Consider the following 15,226-nt stretch of genomic DNA (forward strand, 5'->3'; position numbering starts at 1 on the left):
AATATGAGGAGATGAATGCAAGAGGAGGGAGAAGGCGGTGAAAAAAACATTGTTTCGCGCATTGCTGACAGGAGTCGCCTTTGTCATTGTTTTTTATGGTGTGCAAATAATTGGAGGCATATATATGACACAGCATTATGTCCCCGACATAGTGGAACAATATGCATCTGTTGACTATTTGCAGAAAAATGTAACCGTTGGCTGGGTGGACAACACTCCTATTTGGGCATGGCTCCAGGTATGGCCCGTCATGTTAGCTGGGGTAGCTTCCTATTATTTGGTAAGGCTGTTGAAACGCAAGTTATCCAAGTGACCAAGCTGATTCCTTACCTGTCGGTTTCTATTCAAGCGGCCATCGCTACGAAATTTGCTAATCGGCAAAAAGCCGCTGCGCCTTGCAAGAGACAAGGGCAGCGGCTTTTTGCATGTGCGATACGTTTATACGTCTTATTCCTGCACGAGCGAGCGGCGATACAGCGGCAGCAGCGATTCATAGGTTGAGGAAGCAAGCTTTACAAGCGCTTCGCCATCGCGCAAAATCGGGTCGTCAGCCGCAATATGCTGGCCGATGAGCAGCTCTGACTTCTTCACGTCGCGGAAGCGGACGAGGGCATGCTTCCATTGCTCGCCTGTCATGTCGCTTACGGGCACGGATTCCTTTTTTGTATGATCCAGCGAAATGACATAGGAGGAAGGAACCTGTGCGATGACCTCATCCAGCTCGTTTAAGTAAGCGGAGGCGATGCGGGATTTATTCGGCGTCTCGTAAATGAGGGCGAACCATATAAACAGATGATCGTCAAAAAGACCCAGTTGAAAATGTGGATGCGCCTTATAGCCGCGCTTATTATTGCAAATCGCCAGCCATGTATCCTTAGGCGGATTTACCGAGCGGCGGGCATGCTTTGCTACATGCAAAAACATTTCGTCGCCTGCTTGCATGGAAAGCTCGGTGCGCAAGCGCTCGCCAATGGCGTGGAACTTAGGCTGGATTTTTTCCTGGATTCCCGCCATCCGCTCCGCTAGTCCCTGAAGCTGAAACACCTCGAAGTCCTCTTGTGTAAATCCTTTAAATTCGGTCTTGCTATTCGCTATCGTATTTATGCTCATACGTTCATCTCTCCTTGCTTGGACTGAATGATAATTTCAAATAAAAAATCGCCATTTGCGTACGGTCCCGCAGCCCCAGCTTGTGAAGCATGTCGGAAATGTAGTTTTTAATCGTGCCTTCACTCAAAAAAAGCGATGCGGCAATTTCCTTGTTCGATTGCCCTTCGGCAACGAGGCGAATAATTTGCTGCTCGGCCTGCGTTAAGCTGTAACGTGCCGCAAGCTCACTGCCGGTCTGCTCTTCCGGAGAAAGCTTGATCAAGGCAGCTTCTTCTGTGTCTGGCATCGTAATCATGCCCGCCAGCTTGCGGGCGATATCGGGATGAATAAGCAGCGAGCCTTCAAAAACGGTTTTAATGCCGTTAATAATGCGGCTTGGCGGTACGTTCTTCAGCAAATAGCCGCCAGCGCCGTAGCGGATCGCCTGCACAATATAGTCGTCATCATCGAAGGTGGTCAGGATGAGGACTGCAGGTGGCTGTTCCAATGCCCGAATGAGCCGCGTGCCTTCGACCCCATCACAGCCGGGCATGCGAATATCCATCAGTACAACATCGACCTTCGTTCTTTGCACAAAATCAGCTGCGGCCTTGCCGTCGGCACATACTCCCGCCACATGGAGCCCCGGGTCGAGCTGCAAAATAACCTGCATGCTTTCCCGAATAAACGGATCGTCATCTACAATTAATACGGTAATCATAGCAGCGGCCTCCTCCTATCCTTTCACAAATACTTGTTTCTCGTCAGCCCTGCTAGCTCCGCCTAGCAGCGGGAGCTCGGTCGTCACGCTGAAGCTATTCTCCGCCTGCCAGAACAGCTTTCCGCCGATTAATGATATACGCTCCCGCATGCCGCGCATGCCAAGCCCTGCTGTAATGGCCCCTTCGGGCACAGCCCCATTGTTGGCGATCGTTAAAGCTACGGTGTGCGATTGAAATAGAAGCGTAACCATTACCATTGTGGCGCCTCCGTGTCGAACCGCATTTGTAATGGCTTCCTGCGCGTTTTTGAACAAAATAAATTCCATGCTCGGGTAGAGAGGGAGTGGATTTCCCTGCACCTCAAAGGCGACAGTGATGCCAAGCGCTTCGCCGGAATCTTTAACGAGGCGGTCCAGCGCATATTGCCTGGAGTCCCCTTCGCTGGGCACCGCGAGCCTGCGCACGGTTTGGCGCATCCGCTCCATGCTGTCCTGCAGTTGGTCGCGAATTTGCCCAACTGTCGCCTGTGCGCGCGCAGGGTCCGACTGAAATAGATGCAGCGCGGCCTCGGACATCATTTTCACCCGGATTAAGCGATGTCCGAGATCATCATGTATATCTCGCGCAATGCGATTGCGTTCTTCAGTCTGCGCGTATTGCTCGATTTGCGAGGCATAGCGCTGCATGCGGCGCCTTGCGGCTTCGAGCTCCTCATGGCTTTGTGCAAGCGCTGCATACAGCGCCTCTACTTGGCTTCGCTTGCCCTCTACCTGCTGGGTAGCCTGCAGCACCGCTCCAATCGTCAGCCACAACAGCAGCATGGCAGCCATCATGCTCGGCGCTAGACGGTACATGGCGATCCAGAGGCATGCCCCTCCAGCTATGATCCATATCGCGGCCATGCCAGCTGATGGCTTCGTGCTTAAGGCCGCAATTAAAGTAGAGAAGAGGAGCAGGAACAAGACGCCGCCGTAATGATAGGCGAACCATCCGAAGCCAAGCAGCTCCATAAACAAAATGAGCACCGCGTATTTTGGAAACAGCGTATCTAGTTTAATGACGGACAATGCTATCAAGACGCCAATCGTATAAAAGGCATAGCTTGCAGCTGAAATCGAGAATACGCTGATGACTGCGGGTACAGCAATCAATAAGCCCCGAAACCAGTGAAACGGTACATTCATGTCGGATTAGCTCCCGCAGCGCAATAGGCTTTTATCGTCCTAAGGCGTTTTTTCATTTTGATTCCTATCGTTTCATTATAGCATAATCGCCCAAAAACCGGCTGTATACAGCCGGCGCTAATGATATGACTTTCGTCACCTTCATTTTGTGACTTTGTAGAGCTGTATGCTCGCGAGGCAGCGTTTTATAATGGACACAAGATGATGAATTGGGAGGATGAGGGCTATATGAGCCTAGTAACCTTTAAAGATGTCGTTAAAAAATATGACAGCACCATTACCGTCAACCATTTGACTTTTGATATTGGCGAAGGCGAGATATTCGGACTGCTCGGGCCCAATGGAGCAGGGAAAAGCACTTCAATCCATATGCTTTCGGGGCTGCTGCCTCTGAGCGGCGGCGAAATTACGGTAGGCGGACATTCCATTCGCAAGCAGCCGCTGGAGGTCAAGCGCCTCATCGGCCTAGTGCCGCAGGAGCTGGCGATTTACGACATGCTGACCGCTTGGGAAAATGTATCCTTTTTCGCAAAGCTGTATGGACTCAGAGGCAAGCTGCTGAAGCAGCGGGTGGAGGAGTCGCTGCAATTTGTCGGGCTGCTGGAGCGGGCAAAAGACAAGCCGTCAACGTTTTCGGGCGGCATGAAACGCAGGCTTAACATTGCTTGCGCGATTACCCATCGCCCAAAGCTGATTATTATGGATGAACCGACGGTGGGCATCGATCCGCAGTCGCGCAATCATATTTTGGAGTCGGTGCGCGAGCTTAACCGTCTGGGTTCGGCCATTATTTACACGAGCCATTATATGGAGGAAGTGGATGCTATTTGCTCGCGAATCGGCATTGTCGATAAAGGAAAGCTTATCGCCTGCGGCAGCAAGGAGCAGCTGAGGCAGCAGGTCGGGCAGGAGGAGCGGATTATTTTCGAAGTCGATCAGGCCCATCCGGCTGCGGCGAAGGAGATGGGCGAGCATCCGGCAGTCAAGCACATAGACGAGCAGGAGGGGCAGCGGAGGCTTGAGGTCACTGTGAAGGATTCACCTTCCGTCCTTCAGGATTTGCTGTTTATTTTGCAAAAGCACAGCATTACGCTGCGCCAGCTGACTCGCGTCGAGCCGAATTTGGAGTCGTTGTTCCTCCAGTTGACCGGCCGCTCGCTGCGCGATGAATAGGGGGCGCTGAATATGCGGACATGGTGGATTACGTTAACCTATGAATGGATAAAAATGAGCCGAATGCACGCGCTGCTTGTTGTGCTCGCTGGTCTTCCGCTGCTGCTCATCTATTTGCTCGGCAGCGCTTTTGACAGCGAAATCAAGCCGGCGAAGGTGGCGGTATACAATGCCGATCAAGGGGTGCTGCGAGAGGGTGTAGATGCTTTTTGGCAAGGGGCTGACATCCTTCCATACGCCCGTCCCATAACGCTCTCCTCTGAGGCTCAGGTGCGCAAAGCGGTGCAGGATGGAACGGCCGATTACGGCGTTATCATTCCTGCGGATTATTCCGACAAGCTTGCCGCGGGGGAAAGCGTCAGCTGGCATACCCTCGAAGGCCATGACGGGAGTAAAAACATTGCGGCCCATTCTATCGTTCGTTCTTACCTCTCTCAGGTGAACATGCAGGCGGCGGCCTTCAAGGTGCTTGGGCCTGAAAGCTTATCCGGACGGGAGAGCCGACAGGCAGATGCTGCCGCACTCGTTGAAGTGCAGACGCTGGGCGGCGGATCGGATCAATCCTTCGGCTCTGTATCGGCTATCCAATATTATTCTGTCGCTTATTTGATCATGTTTTTGCAGTATGGCGGCATGATGGGCGCCATTTCGCTGCTGCGGCAAAAAAGAGAGGGAACCTTGCAGCGCTTATATGGCATCCCTGCCTCGTTCAGTGCAGTTGTAGCCGGCATCATTAGCGGTGCGGCGCTGCTCGGCGTGATGCAGACGATTGTTATGATTGTTTTTACGAAGTATGTTTACGGCGTCGATTGGGGAGGGGCATACTGGGGAATCGCCCTTATCTCATTGCTGACCATTATCGCGGGCTCGGGTCTGGCGCTGACGATAGCTTCTTTTGCTAAAACCGTCAAAACGATGCAGACGCTGTTTAACACGCTGATTTTCAGCATGACTTTTTTAAGCGGGGGCATGGTTGCGATGATTCAGAACAAGCTGGGTCTCATCAGCAAGCTGAATATTAATTTTTGGGCCAATGCTGCGCTGCGTGGGCTAATGGATGGATCGAGCCGCGCTCTCGTTTGGCAAAATATCGGTGTTTTGGCAGCTATTGCTGCTGTGCTTGCCATTGCAGCGATTATTCGCTTGCCTAAGGTGGTGAAGCAGCATGCGTAGCTTGCCAATTGCGATGCAGCTCATTCGCAGAACGATGGGCACGCGTCGGGGCTTTTTTCTAAATGTGCTGCTTCCGGCAATTGCCTTGTCGGTTATTGCTGGTTTGTTCAGCAGCCTGCAAGCGGATAAAGAGATAATTGCTGTCAGCAATGCAGATCGAGGAGCTTTTGGCGCTTATATGCTGGACATTGTCAATCAGGACTCGCTTTATGAGGTGAGCATACAGACGGATTTGACGGGGAAGCAGATCAGGGAAGCTGTTGCAGCTGGTGACGCAGATGCGGCGATTTTTATTCCTGCCGATTTCACGGAGCGTTTGCTTGCAGGCGAGCAGCCGCAGCCGGTGCTATATCGCTGGACGGAGCAGCTGTGGAACGCCTCACTGCTTTCCTCGCTTGAGGCTCAGGCGCGAAGCATGGCGGCTTCCGTTGAGTTGCTGCAAGCGGCCTCTAGCGGGGCTGCTCCCGATTCCGGGAAGCTTAGCGAGCTGCTGGAGCAGCAGGAGAGGCCTGCGGTCAGCTTAGAGCATACTCCGATGAAGCTAGGGGTCGTTGCTGCCAATCCGATGATGATTGGAGTGATCTTGCTTTTTCTCATGCTGCTGGTCAGCCAGTCTGTCGGCTTCATTATGGAGGACCGGGAAATGCGGACGATGCAGCGCATGTATACGGCGCCGCTTCGCGCTCTTGATATTGCTCTGGGCAATTATTTAGGCAGCATACTGGTCGGCACCATTCAGCTTGTGCTGGTGCTCTCGCTCACTTATTTTGTGTTTGGTTATTCGCCGGGCGTTTCCTTCGGGGCGATGCTGTTGGTATTGGAATGCTTTATGCTGGCGGCGATTGGCGTTATGACAGCAGTTGGGGGACTCGTGCGAAATGCCCAACAGCTGAGTCAAATCAATTTGCTCATTGTCACTCCTACCTCGATGATCAGCGGCTGTTTTTTTCCGCTATCGATGATGCCGGAATTTTTGCAGAAGCTGGCCAATTTCATGCCGCAAAAATGGGCGCTGCAGGCGGTCGACCGCCTGAGCACAGGTGCTGGGCTCCTAGATGTCGCGCAGCCGATCTTGATTTTAATGCTGTTCGCTGTCGTCCTGCTTATTTTCGGAGCAGCTGTGCTTCGTCCAAGTCATCAATAATGAAGATTCAGCTTCCATATTGAATCGTTTATAATCGTGCATGTACTTGCTCATTAGCGTAGCCGCTGGTGGGGAGTGCTTGCACTATTTTTGCGTCGACTTGTTGCTGAGAATGCCTGAAAATCGAGCTGAATAAAAATAAGGAGCGAAAAATGAACCTTTTGACTCCGTTAATTGTTAATAGGGTGTACACGGCGAGAACGAGAACGGGAGGAGGGAAAGCAGGATGACGGAAAGAGAGCTGTTTGAGCAATATAACAAGGACGTCTATAAAACATGCTACTACATGCTCCGAAATGCAGCGGACGCAGAAGATATATGCCAGGAAGTATTCGTGACAGCGTTCCGCAAGGAGTGGCGGCAGGTAGAGCAGCTAAAGGCTTGGCTGATGCGTTTGACAGTCAATAGCTGCCTGAATGCCATTCGTCGCTCCAAAAGCGGGAGGCTGAAAGAAAGCTTAAGCGAGTGGCTGTCGCGCAGACAGCCGGAATCGGTAGAGCAGGTAGTCGAGAAGCGGGAAGCTCATCAAGAGTACAGCAGGCTCGTGGAGCAGCTGCCGCTGAAAATTCGCACAGTAGTAGCGCTGCGCTTTATACAAGAGCAGACGCTGCCAGAAATAGCAGACATTTTAGGTATTCCAGTAGGCACGGTGAAATCGCGGCTGCACAAAGGACTAAAGCTGATGAAGCAGTCGCTGGAAAGCAGTTCGAGCCACATTAAACAAGGAGGATTAAATTATGAAACCATCAGAGAACGAAATGATTCAGCGCTTGAAAAAAGCTGAACCGCCAGCCTATCCTGATTTTGAGGCGATGTGGGGGAGGATCGAGCAAGCAGGCTTGCAGCAAGGAAGAGCTGATGCAGCACCATCCGGGCACGAAGCTGTGCGCGTTTTGCGGAAGCCCCGCAGCCTGAAGCGTGGTCTATTTATAGCGGCGGCAGTTGCTTTAGTTGCAGCCACTCCTGTTTTTGCCTACCAATTGGATTGGAATCAGCTGCTGAATGGCAGAAGCGGTATTCAATCGGCCTTAGCTCAAGGTATGGGGCAAAATATTGAAAAATCGGCTGTACAGGATGGTGCAACCTTTACGATTCATACAGCGGTTGTAGATGACAATCGTTCTGTGCTGCTATACAGCCTCGTTCCACCAGCTGGAGAGGACGGTTATTTATCCTTCTCAAATATGCATTTGACAGACTCAAACGGTAAAACGATTGAAGGCAGCTACTTGATGAGAGGCTGGGACGAGGCCAGCCAATCGTACCGCGGATACTTCGAGACGGAATGGACGCCAGAGCAGCTAGTGGATCAGGTGGGTTTTTCAGCGTCGGGTGCAAGCTTTATCTCAAATACGTCTATTTCGATTGATTTGGATCTAACTAACGACGGCGTACAAGTTTTTAATTTGGATAAGGATGGTATGGGCAAGCTGGAAGTCCAGCTTTTCAAGCAAAATGGAGATGAGGTTTTGCTTTCCTCCGCGCTCAGCTTTACAGATAAAACCGTATCAAGCTATGCTTACCCGGAGCTGACAGTCAAGAGCGGGGACCAGGCTGTTCAGACAAGCCGCAGCGGTACATTTGGGAAGCCGGGACCTAATGGTGAATATACGATGCTGCAATATTTTAAACTGAGCGAATTAAAGAGTGACAATATAACGTATAGCCTAAGCTACGCGCGTGAAGAGAATCGTATTGATGGGGAATGGAGCCTCCCGCTTCAGCTCGATAAACAGGCAATGCTCGCCGGTACCATTAAACGTGATGTTCATGTGCCGATTAATTTGACACAAGGCAGTTTTAATATCGATCAGGTTGTCATTACACCAACACAAATTAGGCTTGTTACTAGCCATGAGCAAAAACATATGCAGTATTCCTTCCAAAATTACAAGCTTGATGTAGGAGGAACCATACTGGAAGGTTATTTGTGGAGGAGCGACGACCCGTATAGCAATTCAATCCGGTTTGAGCGTCCTCAGGGGCTTACGGTTACAGAGCAGACGCCGATTGCGCTCATTCAAACCTATGAGGTCACAGATCATACGGACAAGGATGCAGTCATTCACTTGAGCAGCATAACGGAAGAGAAGCAGTATATGACAACGGAAGTGGGCGGCTACGAGGTTAAGTGGACCTATTACCGCAAAGGCGCGGATGTGTTCGTCCAAAACGAAAGCGACGACAAGACGTTCGGCGGGGTCAACCAGACGTACCGACTGGAAGGAAAGACAAGCTTTCCAAGCGAGATATTGACCGCTAATTTCTCTGGCGATGGCATCAACAGCTCGACTGAGGTTTTCCGGAACTACGCTGGAGACAATCTCGATTTGCACATGTATTACTATACGACGGATGCGCCAGACAAGGAGCTCCGCACGTCTATATTGCCGCAGTAAGCGCGTAGAAGCTGCTGCGAATGATGACAGCCGCCCCGATTTAGGGGTGGCTTGTTTTATTTTTTTGCCCAAAATCCACGTTTGCTTTAAAAATAGTCAATAAACCAAGTTGCCATAACATAAGATGGAGTATAAGATAGAAACAAGAACGAATTGTCAGAACATTTAGTCAAATTTGCGAAAGGTGTTACGACACTGTTTTGAAGGAGGGATTGCCGTGAATAAGAGCCACGAAGTCGAGTATTGCAATTTGGAGCTGCGATTTGAACGGCGGCAAATCCAAAATCTCATCCGCGATCTCATTCAGGAAGGGTACTCCTTGTATTGGAGCGAAACGGAGGTCCAGTTTCTCATCTCGATTCGAACAGGCCGCAAGCTGGTGAAGCTTAAGTTTCAGCGGATGAAGGATAGCTATAAGATGGTGGGAGACTATTTAATCCGGGACGAGAGGTTGTCGGAGCTGCTGGAAAAGCTCATTAATGATTCGAGAGGTCATGCGGTGGTCAAGCGAATGAAGGATCGTCAAATCGTCATTGAGAGCATTATGTTCGGTGAGATTATACGACTTGTGGAGGTGTCCGGTATGGAACATCGGATTATTTATCAGAAGAAGCCGCTTGTGACCATGGAAGAAATGATCAAGGCTTTTCAATCCAAACGAGCAGAGGAGCGCGCTCAGGTGCTGCGCTATGAGCTTGATTACGAGCTGTCCGTTCTGTTTGAAGCGCTGGAAGCTGAAGATGAGGCTGCTGTCCTGACAGCAAAAGCGAAGCTTGGCGAGCTGCGGCTGGAAATGCTGCAACTCGAATTGTAAACGCCGTCTATTTGGGAACAAAGGTTGTACAAAATAGATAAAGCGGGAGTAGCCATTGCGGTTATTCCTGTTTTTTTTAATATAAGCATTTAAAAGTTTCACACTTATAATCGGCTTATATTACACCCTCGAAACGGTAGCTTTGCCGACAGGGGTGATGACAGCCGTTTACGCTTGGCTTTTTTCTAAATATATATTCAGGACGGCGACAACGTTTGCTGTGGAAGGTCGCATTCTGGCGCAATATAAGGTAAACTTTCTAAAGCGGTCAATAAAACTGATGGTGTTTTGATTATATTTTTAAACCCTACTAGTTTTCTTCTCTGCACAAAAGGAGTAAAATAGAGCTATTGTTGACCCAAATACAATAACAAAGGATGGAAGAACCAGATGTCTAAACAGCAAATCGGTGTAATTGGCTTGGCAGTCATGGGCAAAAACCTGGCCCTTAATATTGAAAGCAGAGGCTTTACGGTGTCGGTATTTAACCGCTCCCGCGAGAAAACGGATGACCTGATCCAGGAAGCAGCAGGCAAAAACCTCGTTGCAACTTATTCAGTGGAAGAGTTCGTACAATCGCTTGAAGTGCCGCGCAAAATTCTGATCATGGTACAAGCAGGCGCGGGCACTGACGCTACAATTGACTCCCTGTTGCCGCATCTGGACAAAGGCGACATCATTATCGACGGCGGCAACGCTTATTTCCCTGATACACAGCGCCGCTCCAAAGCGCTTGAAGATAAAGGCATCCGCTTCATCGGCACGGGCGTATCCGGCGGCGAAGAGGGCGCACTGAAAGGCCCTTCCATCATGCCAGGCGGACAAGAGTCGGCTTACAAGCTGGTTGAGCCAATCCTTACAGCTATTTCGGCAAAAGTCGGCGACGACGCTTGCTGCACATACATCGGACCAGACGGCGCAGGCCACTACGTAAAAATGGTGCACAACGGTATCGAGTACGGGGACATGCAGCTGATCTGCGAAGCTTACGACCTGCTCAAAAACGTGCTTGACGTTAGCGTTGAAGAGCTTCACAGCATTTTCAGCGAGTGGAACAAAGGCGAGCTGGACAGCTACCTGATTGAAATTACGACCGACATCTTCTCGAAATACGATGAAGAAACAGGCAAGCCGATGGTAGATGTGATTTTGGACTCCGCTGGTCAAAAAGGTACTGGCAAATGGACAAGCCAAAGCTCGCTTGATTTGGGCGTTCCACTTTCCATCATTACAGAATCCGTATTTACCCGCTTCCTTTCTGCTATGAAGGAAGAGCGCGTAGCAGCTAGCAAAGTGCTGAGCGGTCCTGCAAAACAACCATTCCAAGGCGACAGAGCGGCATTTATCGAATCCGTACGCAAAGCTTTGTTTGCAAGTAAAATTTGCTCGTACGCACAAGGTTTTGCTCAAATGCGCGCAGCTTCCGATGAATATAACTGGAACCTGCAATATGGCGAAATCGCAAAAATCTTCCGCGGCGGCTGCATTATCCGTGCTCGCTTCCTGCAAAACATTACGGATGCTTACAACCGCGATGCGGATCTGCGCAATCTGCTGCTTGATCCTTACTTCAAGGAAATTGTTGAATCGTACCAAGGCGCATGGCGTGAAGTGGTATCCGTGGCTGTAGCAAACGGTACGCCAGTTCCTGCATTTGCAAGCGCGCTTGCTTACTTCGACAGCTACCGTACAGAGCGTCTTCCAGCGAATCTGCTGCAAGCACAACGCGATTACTTCGGCGCTCATACGTTCAAGCGTCTGGACAAAGAAGGCACATTCCACTACAACTGGATTCAATCTTAATCGAGCCTTGGCAGAGGAGCGAGCGGCATTTATTCGTGCGGCTCGCTCCTTTTTGCTGCGGTTAAACCGTAAGACGCTTCTTTGAGCCAGCTCCGCAAACGATCGGCTTCCTGTTCGGAAGCGCGTCCACGGTGAATGAGGCTCATGGCCGCTTCTGCAAAGCAATGAAAATTAAGCAACAATCGTGGCTTCGATAAACCTGTTAAAGCAGGATCATCGTCAGCCACCTTTTTTTTAATATATTCGAGCATCCAGATGACATCTTCGCGGGAAAGCGGATGATTGGGGTTTAAAATACGGCTAATACGCAATTCCGCTTTCTGTGCGGCTGTGTATTCACGATCATTGGTCATGACGGCAGCCCTCCTATCGTTCTAATTATTATCAACGATACGGCAAAATGAACTTTTTTATACCCGATTCGCTGTAAAAAATGATATGATGGTTGAAGAAATTAATAGGATACACTAATTTGATGGGGGCACTAGAGAATGAGTAAGGAAGCAGGCCGCCACAGCAAAATTGTGCTGGTAGGCTTTATGGGAACAGGGAAATCGACCGTCAGCCGCCTGCTGGCCGAGCAGCTCGGCTATGCAAGATTCGATACCGATGAGGAAATCGAACGCTCGCAGGGCAAGCGGGTCGCAGAGCTGTTTGCGGAAATCGGGGAAGCGGGCTTTCGCGATTTGGAGAGCGGCATCATACAAGAGCTGCTAAGCCGCAAGGAGCCGGCCATTATTGCAACCGGTGGAGGCGCTGTTTTGCGTGAAGTCAACCGGGAGGCGATGCTGGGCGGGAGTCTCGTTGTCGCACTCAAGGCAAGCGCCGAACAGATTATTGCGAGGGTGCAGTCCGATTCGTCAAGGCCGCTGCTGCAAGGCGACGTTGCCGCGAATGTGAACCGGATTATGGAGCAGCGCAAGCACGCTTACGATTTTGCGCATCTTGTGCTGGACACGACATCGCTTAATGTGCATGCCGTATGCGCAACTATTATACAAACAAGGGAGACAAAATAAATGACAGATGTTTTGGTTACGCCAACACCTAAGCTTAACGGGGAAATTCAAGCGCTTTCCTCTAAAAATTATACGACGCGCTACTTGCTGGTAGCTGCGCTTGCTGAAGGCACGAGCACAATTTATTACCCAGCTCATAGTGAGGATAGCGATGCGATGCGCCGCTGTATTCGCGATTTGGGCGCTACTGTAGAAGAAGATGAAGAGAAAATCGTCATTACCGGCTTTGGCCGTAATCCGAAGGATGTCAAGGAACTGGACGTAGGCAATGCAGGAGCTGTTCTGCGTTTCCTGATGGCCATCGCATCGCTTTGCCCGGATGTGACGTTTGTAAATCGTTATCCGGATTCGCTAGGCAAACGACCGCACAGCGATTTAATTGATGCGCTTGGGCAAATTGGCGTGCAAGTGTCCCATAATGAAGGCAAGCTGCCGATTACGATTAAAGGCGGACAAGCGAAGGGTGGCAAAATTCAAGTGTCCGGCGCTGTCAGTTCACAATTTTTGAGCGCCCTGCTGTTTCTGACTCCGCTGCTTGCAGAAGACAGTGAAATTGAAGTGCTGAATGATTTGAAATCCAAGGTTGTTGTTGGACAAACGCTGGAGGTGCTGGAGCAAGCGGGCATCGTGATTCATGCTAGCGAGGATTTGATGAGCTACCGCATACCAGGCGGCCAAAGCTACGAAGCGAAAACCTATATCGTACAGGGAGATTATCCCGGCTCGGCGGCGATTCTTGCGGCTGCGGCAGTAACGCAATCGAATGTTATCGTGCACCGTCTCGCTGAGAAAAGCAAGCAGGGCGAGCGTGCGATCGTGGATGTGCTGCGCATGATGGAAGTGCCGCTAACTCATGACAATGATATTGTTCATGTCAAGGGCAACGGCAAGCTGAAAGCCATTGAGTTCGATGGCGACCAAGCGACGGATGCGGTGCTGGCAATGGTTGCAGCAGCAGTGTTTGCAGAAGGCACCTCGCGTTTCTATGATGTTGAAAATTTGCGATATAAGGAATGCGACCGTATTACCGACTATTTGAACGAGCTTCGCAAAGCGGGAGCTAATGTAGAAGAGCGTCAAAGCGAAATTATCGTTCACGGACGTCCAGAAGGCGTTGAAGGCGGAGTCGAGATTAATGCGCATTATGACCACCGCGTCATTATGGCACTCTCGATTGTCGGACTGCGCTCGAAGCAGCCGATCCGTATTCGCGACGCTCACCATGTAGCGAAGTCCTATCCAATTTATTTTGACCACTTGAAGGCGCTTGGTGCGAACGTAGAGTGGGTAGAATAAGCATGCGGCAGGCGAAATAAATAGGTGGAATAAGGGAGGAGCGGTTCATATGGCATTTGAAAATCCATCACGCGAGGAAATTAAGCAGCTGCTTAAGCAAAGCGATATTGTAGCGGTGGTCGGCTTGTCTGACAAGCCTGACCGCGTCTCCTATATGGTATCGCAGGCGATGCAGGCTAAAGGCTATCGCATCATTCCGGTTAATCCGGCGGTGAAGTCAGCAGAAATTTTGGGAGAAACCCGCTACGAAACGTTAAGTGATATTCCATTTAAAGTGGACATCGTCAATGTGTTCAGACGCAGCGAGCAGACCCCGCAAGTAGCGGAGGAAGCCGTTGCCATTGGTGCGAAAATTTTGTGGCTCCAGCTTGGCATCGCAAATGATGAAGCGGCAAGCATCGCTGAAGCAGGTGGATTGCAAGTGATTATGGACCGCTGCATTAAGGTCGAAGATTCGATTTTGCTATAAATATAAGCATTTATAAGTTTTTTACTTAAAATGGGCTTATATTTCATGGCGAAACGGTAGCTTTGCCACCAAAGGACGGCGACAGCTGTTTACGCTTGCGCAAGGAATATCCAAAACCTGACTGTAATAAAAAACCGATCGACTGAGGCACAATATGAAAGGCTTCACGGAGCGATGCAACATTTCGTTCTTGAAGACTTTCTTTTTTAATGTCGAGGAGGACAACACGTGAATCAAATGTCGCAACAGCCAGGATATTTCCAAGGGCAGCAAGGTCAAATGGGTCAACAAGGTCATTTTTCGAACAACTTTCAGCCATCGGGCTTCGTACAGTCGCATTATCAAGGCCAACTGAGCCAGCCAACCTTTAACCAAAACCCGAGCAGCATTGTGCAATCTCCAATCGACGGTTATCAGGCGACGAATCAGCACAGCTACAGCTCTGCTGCATATTTGCCAAGCCAGCAACAACATGCAGGAACGATGCAGCATCAATATCAGCCGAATAGCGGCTACCAATCGAACATGTCGCATCACCAAGTTCCAAGCTACACGTCGCATCTAAGCTCGGCTAATTATGGATCGAATCCGGTTATCTCGCATTTAGGCTATCAAGCGAGCCCACAGCAGCATTATGCTCAGTCCCACACGGGGTACGCGGGCCAAAACTTCTCGAGCGGCGGATACGCAGGCATGTCCAATAATCAAAACCAAACGCATGGCGGCATGCCCGTACAGTCGGCAACAGGACAAAATCCGGTGTACCACGCAACAAACGCTTATGCACAGTCCGGTCCGGTCATTTCGCAATTGGGATGGCAGTCTGGCCAAAACCGCTAAGCTATATTTGATGGGGGTAAGCTAAGCCTGCTGCTGTAACATTATATAGGAAGAATCATCAACAGGAGCGGGCCGAAAGGCCCGCTCTTCACTTTGACAAA

The 15,226-nt window shown here is 50.3% G+C and carries 16 protein-coding genes; 12 read left to right on the forward strand and 4 right to left on the reverse strand.

Annotated elements, in window-relative coordinates; genetic code table 11:
* Window positions 1-37 precede the first annotated feature (37 nt).
* Complete coding sequence (locus ABEW34_RS02010; protein ID WP_430154397.1) at window positions 38-313, forward strand: hypothetical protein; 276 nt, start codon at window positions 38-40, stop codon at window positions 311-313.
* 134 nt (window positions 314-447) lie between these two features.
* On the opposite strand, the gene ABEW34_RS02015 is transcribed toward ABEW34_RS02010, so the two are convergent.
* Genes ABEW34_RS02015 through ABEW34_RS02025 form a run of 3 tightly spaced genes read right to left on the reverse strand, consistent with a single transcriptional unit; the run spans window position 448 to window position 2,995 of the window.
* Complete coding sequence (locus ABEW34_RS02015; protein WP_430154398.1) at window positions 448-1,110, reverse strand: DUF1054 domain-containing protein; 663 nt, start codon at window positions 1,108-1,110, stop codon at window positions 448-450.
* A 4-nt stretch (window positions 1,111-1,114) separates the two neighbouring features.
* Window positions 1,115-1,810 carry a response regulator transcription factor gene (locus ABEW34_RS02020; RefSeq protein ID WP_430154400.1) on the reverse strand — a complete coding sequence of 232 codons (696 nt, stop codon included), beginning with the start codon at window positions 1,808-1,810 and terminating at the stop codon, window positions 1,115-1,117.
* A gap of 15 nt (window positions 1,811-1,825) precedes the next feature.
* A complete protein-coding gene (locus tag ABEW34_RS02025; protein WP_430154402.1) occupies window positions 1,826-2,995 on the reverse strand; it encodes a sensor histidine kinase in 1,170 nt (389 codons plus the stop codon).
* Between the two features lie 228 nt (window positions 2,996-3,223).
* Between ABEW34_RS02025 and ABEW34_RS02030 the strand changes: the two genes are divergently transcribed.
* The 7 genes from ABEW34_RS02030 to gndA all read left to right on the forward strand — a co-directional run bounded on the left by ABEW34_RS02030 (window position 3,224) and on the right by gndA (window position 11,501).
* Complete coding sequence (locus ABEW34_RS02030; RefSeq protein WP_430154404.1) at window positions 3,224-4,168, forward strand: ATP-binding cassette domain-containing protein; 945 nt, start codon at window positions 3,224-3,226, stop codon at window positions 4,166-4,168.
* Window positions 4,169-4,180: 12 nt separating this feature from the next.
* Window positions 4,181-5,341, forward strand: coding sequence for an ABC transporter permease (locus tag ABEW34_RS02035; protein ID WP_430154406.1), 1,161 nt, complete (start codon window positions 4,181-4,183; stop codon window positions 5,339-5,341).
* The gene (locus ABEW34_RS02040) at window positions 5,334-6,485 is read left to right on the forward strand and encodes an ABC transporter permease (RefSeq protein ID WP_430154408.1); all 1,152 of its coding nucleotides are present in this window, start codon (window positions 5,334-5,336) and stop codon (window positions 6,483-6,485) included. The genes ABEW34_RS02035 and ABEW34_RS02040 overlap by 8 nt, the downstream gene beginning before the upstream one ends.
* A gap of 226 nt (window positions 6,486-6,711) precedes the next feature.
* Window positions 6,712-7,269, forward strand: coding sequence for an RNA polymerase sigma factor (locus tag ABEW34_RS02045; RefSeq protein WP_430154410.1), 558 nt, complete (start codon window positions 6,712-6,714; stop codon window positions 7,267-7,269).
* Window positions 7,223-8,884: a DUF4179 domain-containing protein gene (locus ABEW34_RS02050; RefSeq protein WP_430154412.1), complete on the forward strand. Its 1,662-nt coding sequence runs from the start codon at window positions 7,223-7,225 to the stop codon at window positions 8,882-8,884. Before ABEW34_RS02045 ends, ABEW34_RS02050 begins: the two co-directional genes overlap by 47 nt.
* Before the next feature lie 217 nt (window positions 8,885-9,101).
* The gene (locus ABEW34_RS02055; protein WP_430154414.1) at window positions 9,102-9,698 is read left to right on the forward strand and encodes a hypothetical protein; all 597 of its coding nucleotides are present in this window, start codon (window positions 9,102-9,104) and stop codon (window positions 9,696-9,698) included.
* A gap of 390 nt (window positions 9,699-10,088) precedes the next feature.
* Window positions 10,089-11,501, forward strand: coding sequence for an NADP-dependent phosphogluconate dehydrogenase (gndA, locus tag ABEW34_RS02060; protein WP_430154416.1), 1,413 nt, complete (start codon window positions 10,089-10,091; stop codon window positions 11,499-11,501).
* A gap of 29 nt (window positions 11,502-11,530) precedes the next feature.
* On the opposite strand, the gene ABEW34_RS02065 is transcribed toward gndA, so the two are convergent.
* Window positions 11,531-11,854: a hypothetical protein gene (locus ABEW34_RS02065; RefSeq protein WP_430154418.1), complete on the reverse strand. Its 324-nt coding sequence runs from the start codon at window positions 11,852-11,854 to the stop codon at window positions 11,531-11,533.
* Between the two features lie 138 nt (window positions 11,855-11,992).
* Between ABEW34_RS02065 and ABEW34_RS02070 the strand changes: the two genes are divergently transcribed.
* The 4 genes from ABEW34_RS02070 to ABEW34_RS02085 all read left to right on the forward strand — a co-directional run bounded on the left by ABEW34_RS02070 (window position 11,993) and on the right by ABEW34_RS02085 (window position 15,125).
* A complete protein-coding gene (locus ABEW34_RS02070) occupies window positions 11,993-12,520 on the forward strand; it encodes a shikimate kinase (RefSeq protein ID WP_430154420.1) in 528 nt (175 codons plus the stop codon).
* Window positions 12,521-13,816 carry a 3-phosphoshikimate 1-carboxyvinyltransferase gene (gene aroA / locus ABEW34_RS02075; protein ID WP_430154422.1) on the forward strand — a complete coding sequence of 432 codons (1,296 nt, stop codon included), beginning with the start codon at window positions 12,521-12,523 and terminating at the stop codon, window positions 13,814-13,816. It abuts the gene before it with no gap.
* A 49-nt stretch (window positions 13,817-13,865) separates the two neighbouring features.
* The gene (locus ABEW34_RS02080) at window positions 13,866-14,285 is read left to right on the forward strand and encodes a CoA-binding protein (protein ID WP_430154423.1); all 420 of its coding nucleotides are present in this window, start codon (window positions 13,866-13,868) and stop codon (window positions 14,283-14,285) included.
* A gap of 228 nt (window positions 14,286-14,513) precedes the next feature.
* On the forward strand, window positions 14,514-15,125 hold the full coding sequence (locus tag ABEW34_RS02085; protein WP_430154425.1) for a hypothetical protein: 612 nt from the start codon (window positions 14,514-14,516) through the stop codon (window positions 15,123-15,125).
* The last annotated feature ends 101 nt before the right edge of the window (window positions 15,126-15,226 follow it).

It is taken from the genome of Paenibacillus algorifonticola (assembly GCF_050481745.1).
GTDB classification, from domain to species: Bacteria; Bacillota; Bacilli; order Paenibacillales; family Paenibacillaceae; genus Pristimantibacillus; species Pristimantibacillus algorifonticola_A.

Coding starts and splice junctions, on each gene's coding strand:
- ABEW34_RS02030 (WP_430154404.1), top strand. CDS start 3,224: ATGAGCCTAGTAACCTTTAAAGATGTCGTTAAAAAATATGACAGCACC.
- ABEW34_RS02070 (WP_430154420.1), top strand. CDS start 11,993: ATGAGTAAGGAAGCAGGCCGCCACAGCAAAATTGTGCTGGTAGGCTTT.
- ABEW34_RS02025 (WP_430154402.1), bottom strand. CDS start 2,995: ATGAATGTACCGTTTCACTGGTTTCGGGGCTTATTGATTGCTGTACCC.
- aroA (WP_430154422.1), top strand. CDS start 12,521: ATGACAGATGTTTTGGTTACGCCAACACCTAAGCTTAACGGGGAAATT.
- ABEW34_RS02035 (WP_430154406.1), top strand. CDS start 4,181: ATGCGGACATGGTGGATTACGTTAACCTATGAATGGATAAAAATGAGC.
- ABEW34_RS02050 (WP_430154412.1), top strand. CDS start 7,223: ATGAAACCATCAGAGAACGAAATGATTCAGCGCTTGAAAAAAGCTGAA.
- ABEW34_RS02065 (WP_430154418.1), bottom strand. CDS start 11,854: ATGACCAATGATCGTGAATACACAGCCGCACAGAAAGCGGAATTGCGT.
- ABEW34_RS02080 (WP_430154423.1), top strand. CDS start 13,866: ATGGCATTTGAAAATCCATCACGCGAGGAAATTAAGCAGCTGCTTAAG.
- ABEW34_RS02040 (WP_430154408.1), top strand. CDS start 5,334: ATGCGTAGCTTGCCAATTGCGATGCAGCTCATTCGCAGAACGATGGGC.
- ABEW34_RS02015 (WP_430154398.1), bottom strand. CDS start 1,110: ATGAGCATAAATACGATAGCGAATAGCAAGACCGAATTTAAAGGATTT.
- ABEW34_RS02020 (WP_430154400.1), bottom strand. CDS start 1,810: ATGATTACCGTATTAATTGTAGATGACGATCCGTTTATTCGGGAAAGC.
- ABEW34_RS02045 (WP_430154410.1), top strand. CDS start 6,712: ATGACGGAAAGAGAGCTGTTTGAGCAATATAACAAGGACGTCTATAAA.
- gndA (WP_430154416.1), top strand. CDS start 10,089: ATGTCTAAACAGCAAATCGGTGTAATTGGCTTGGCAGTCATGGGCAAA.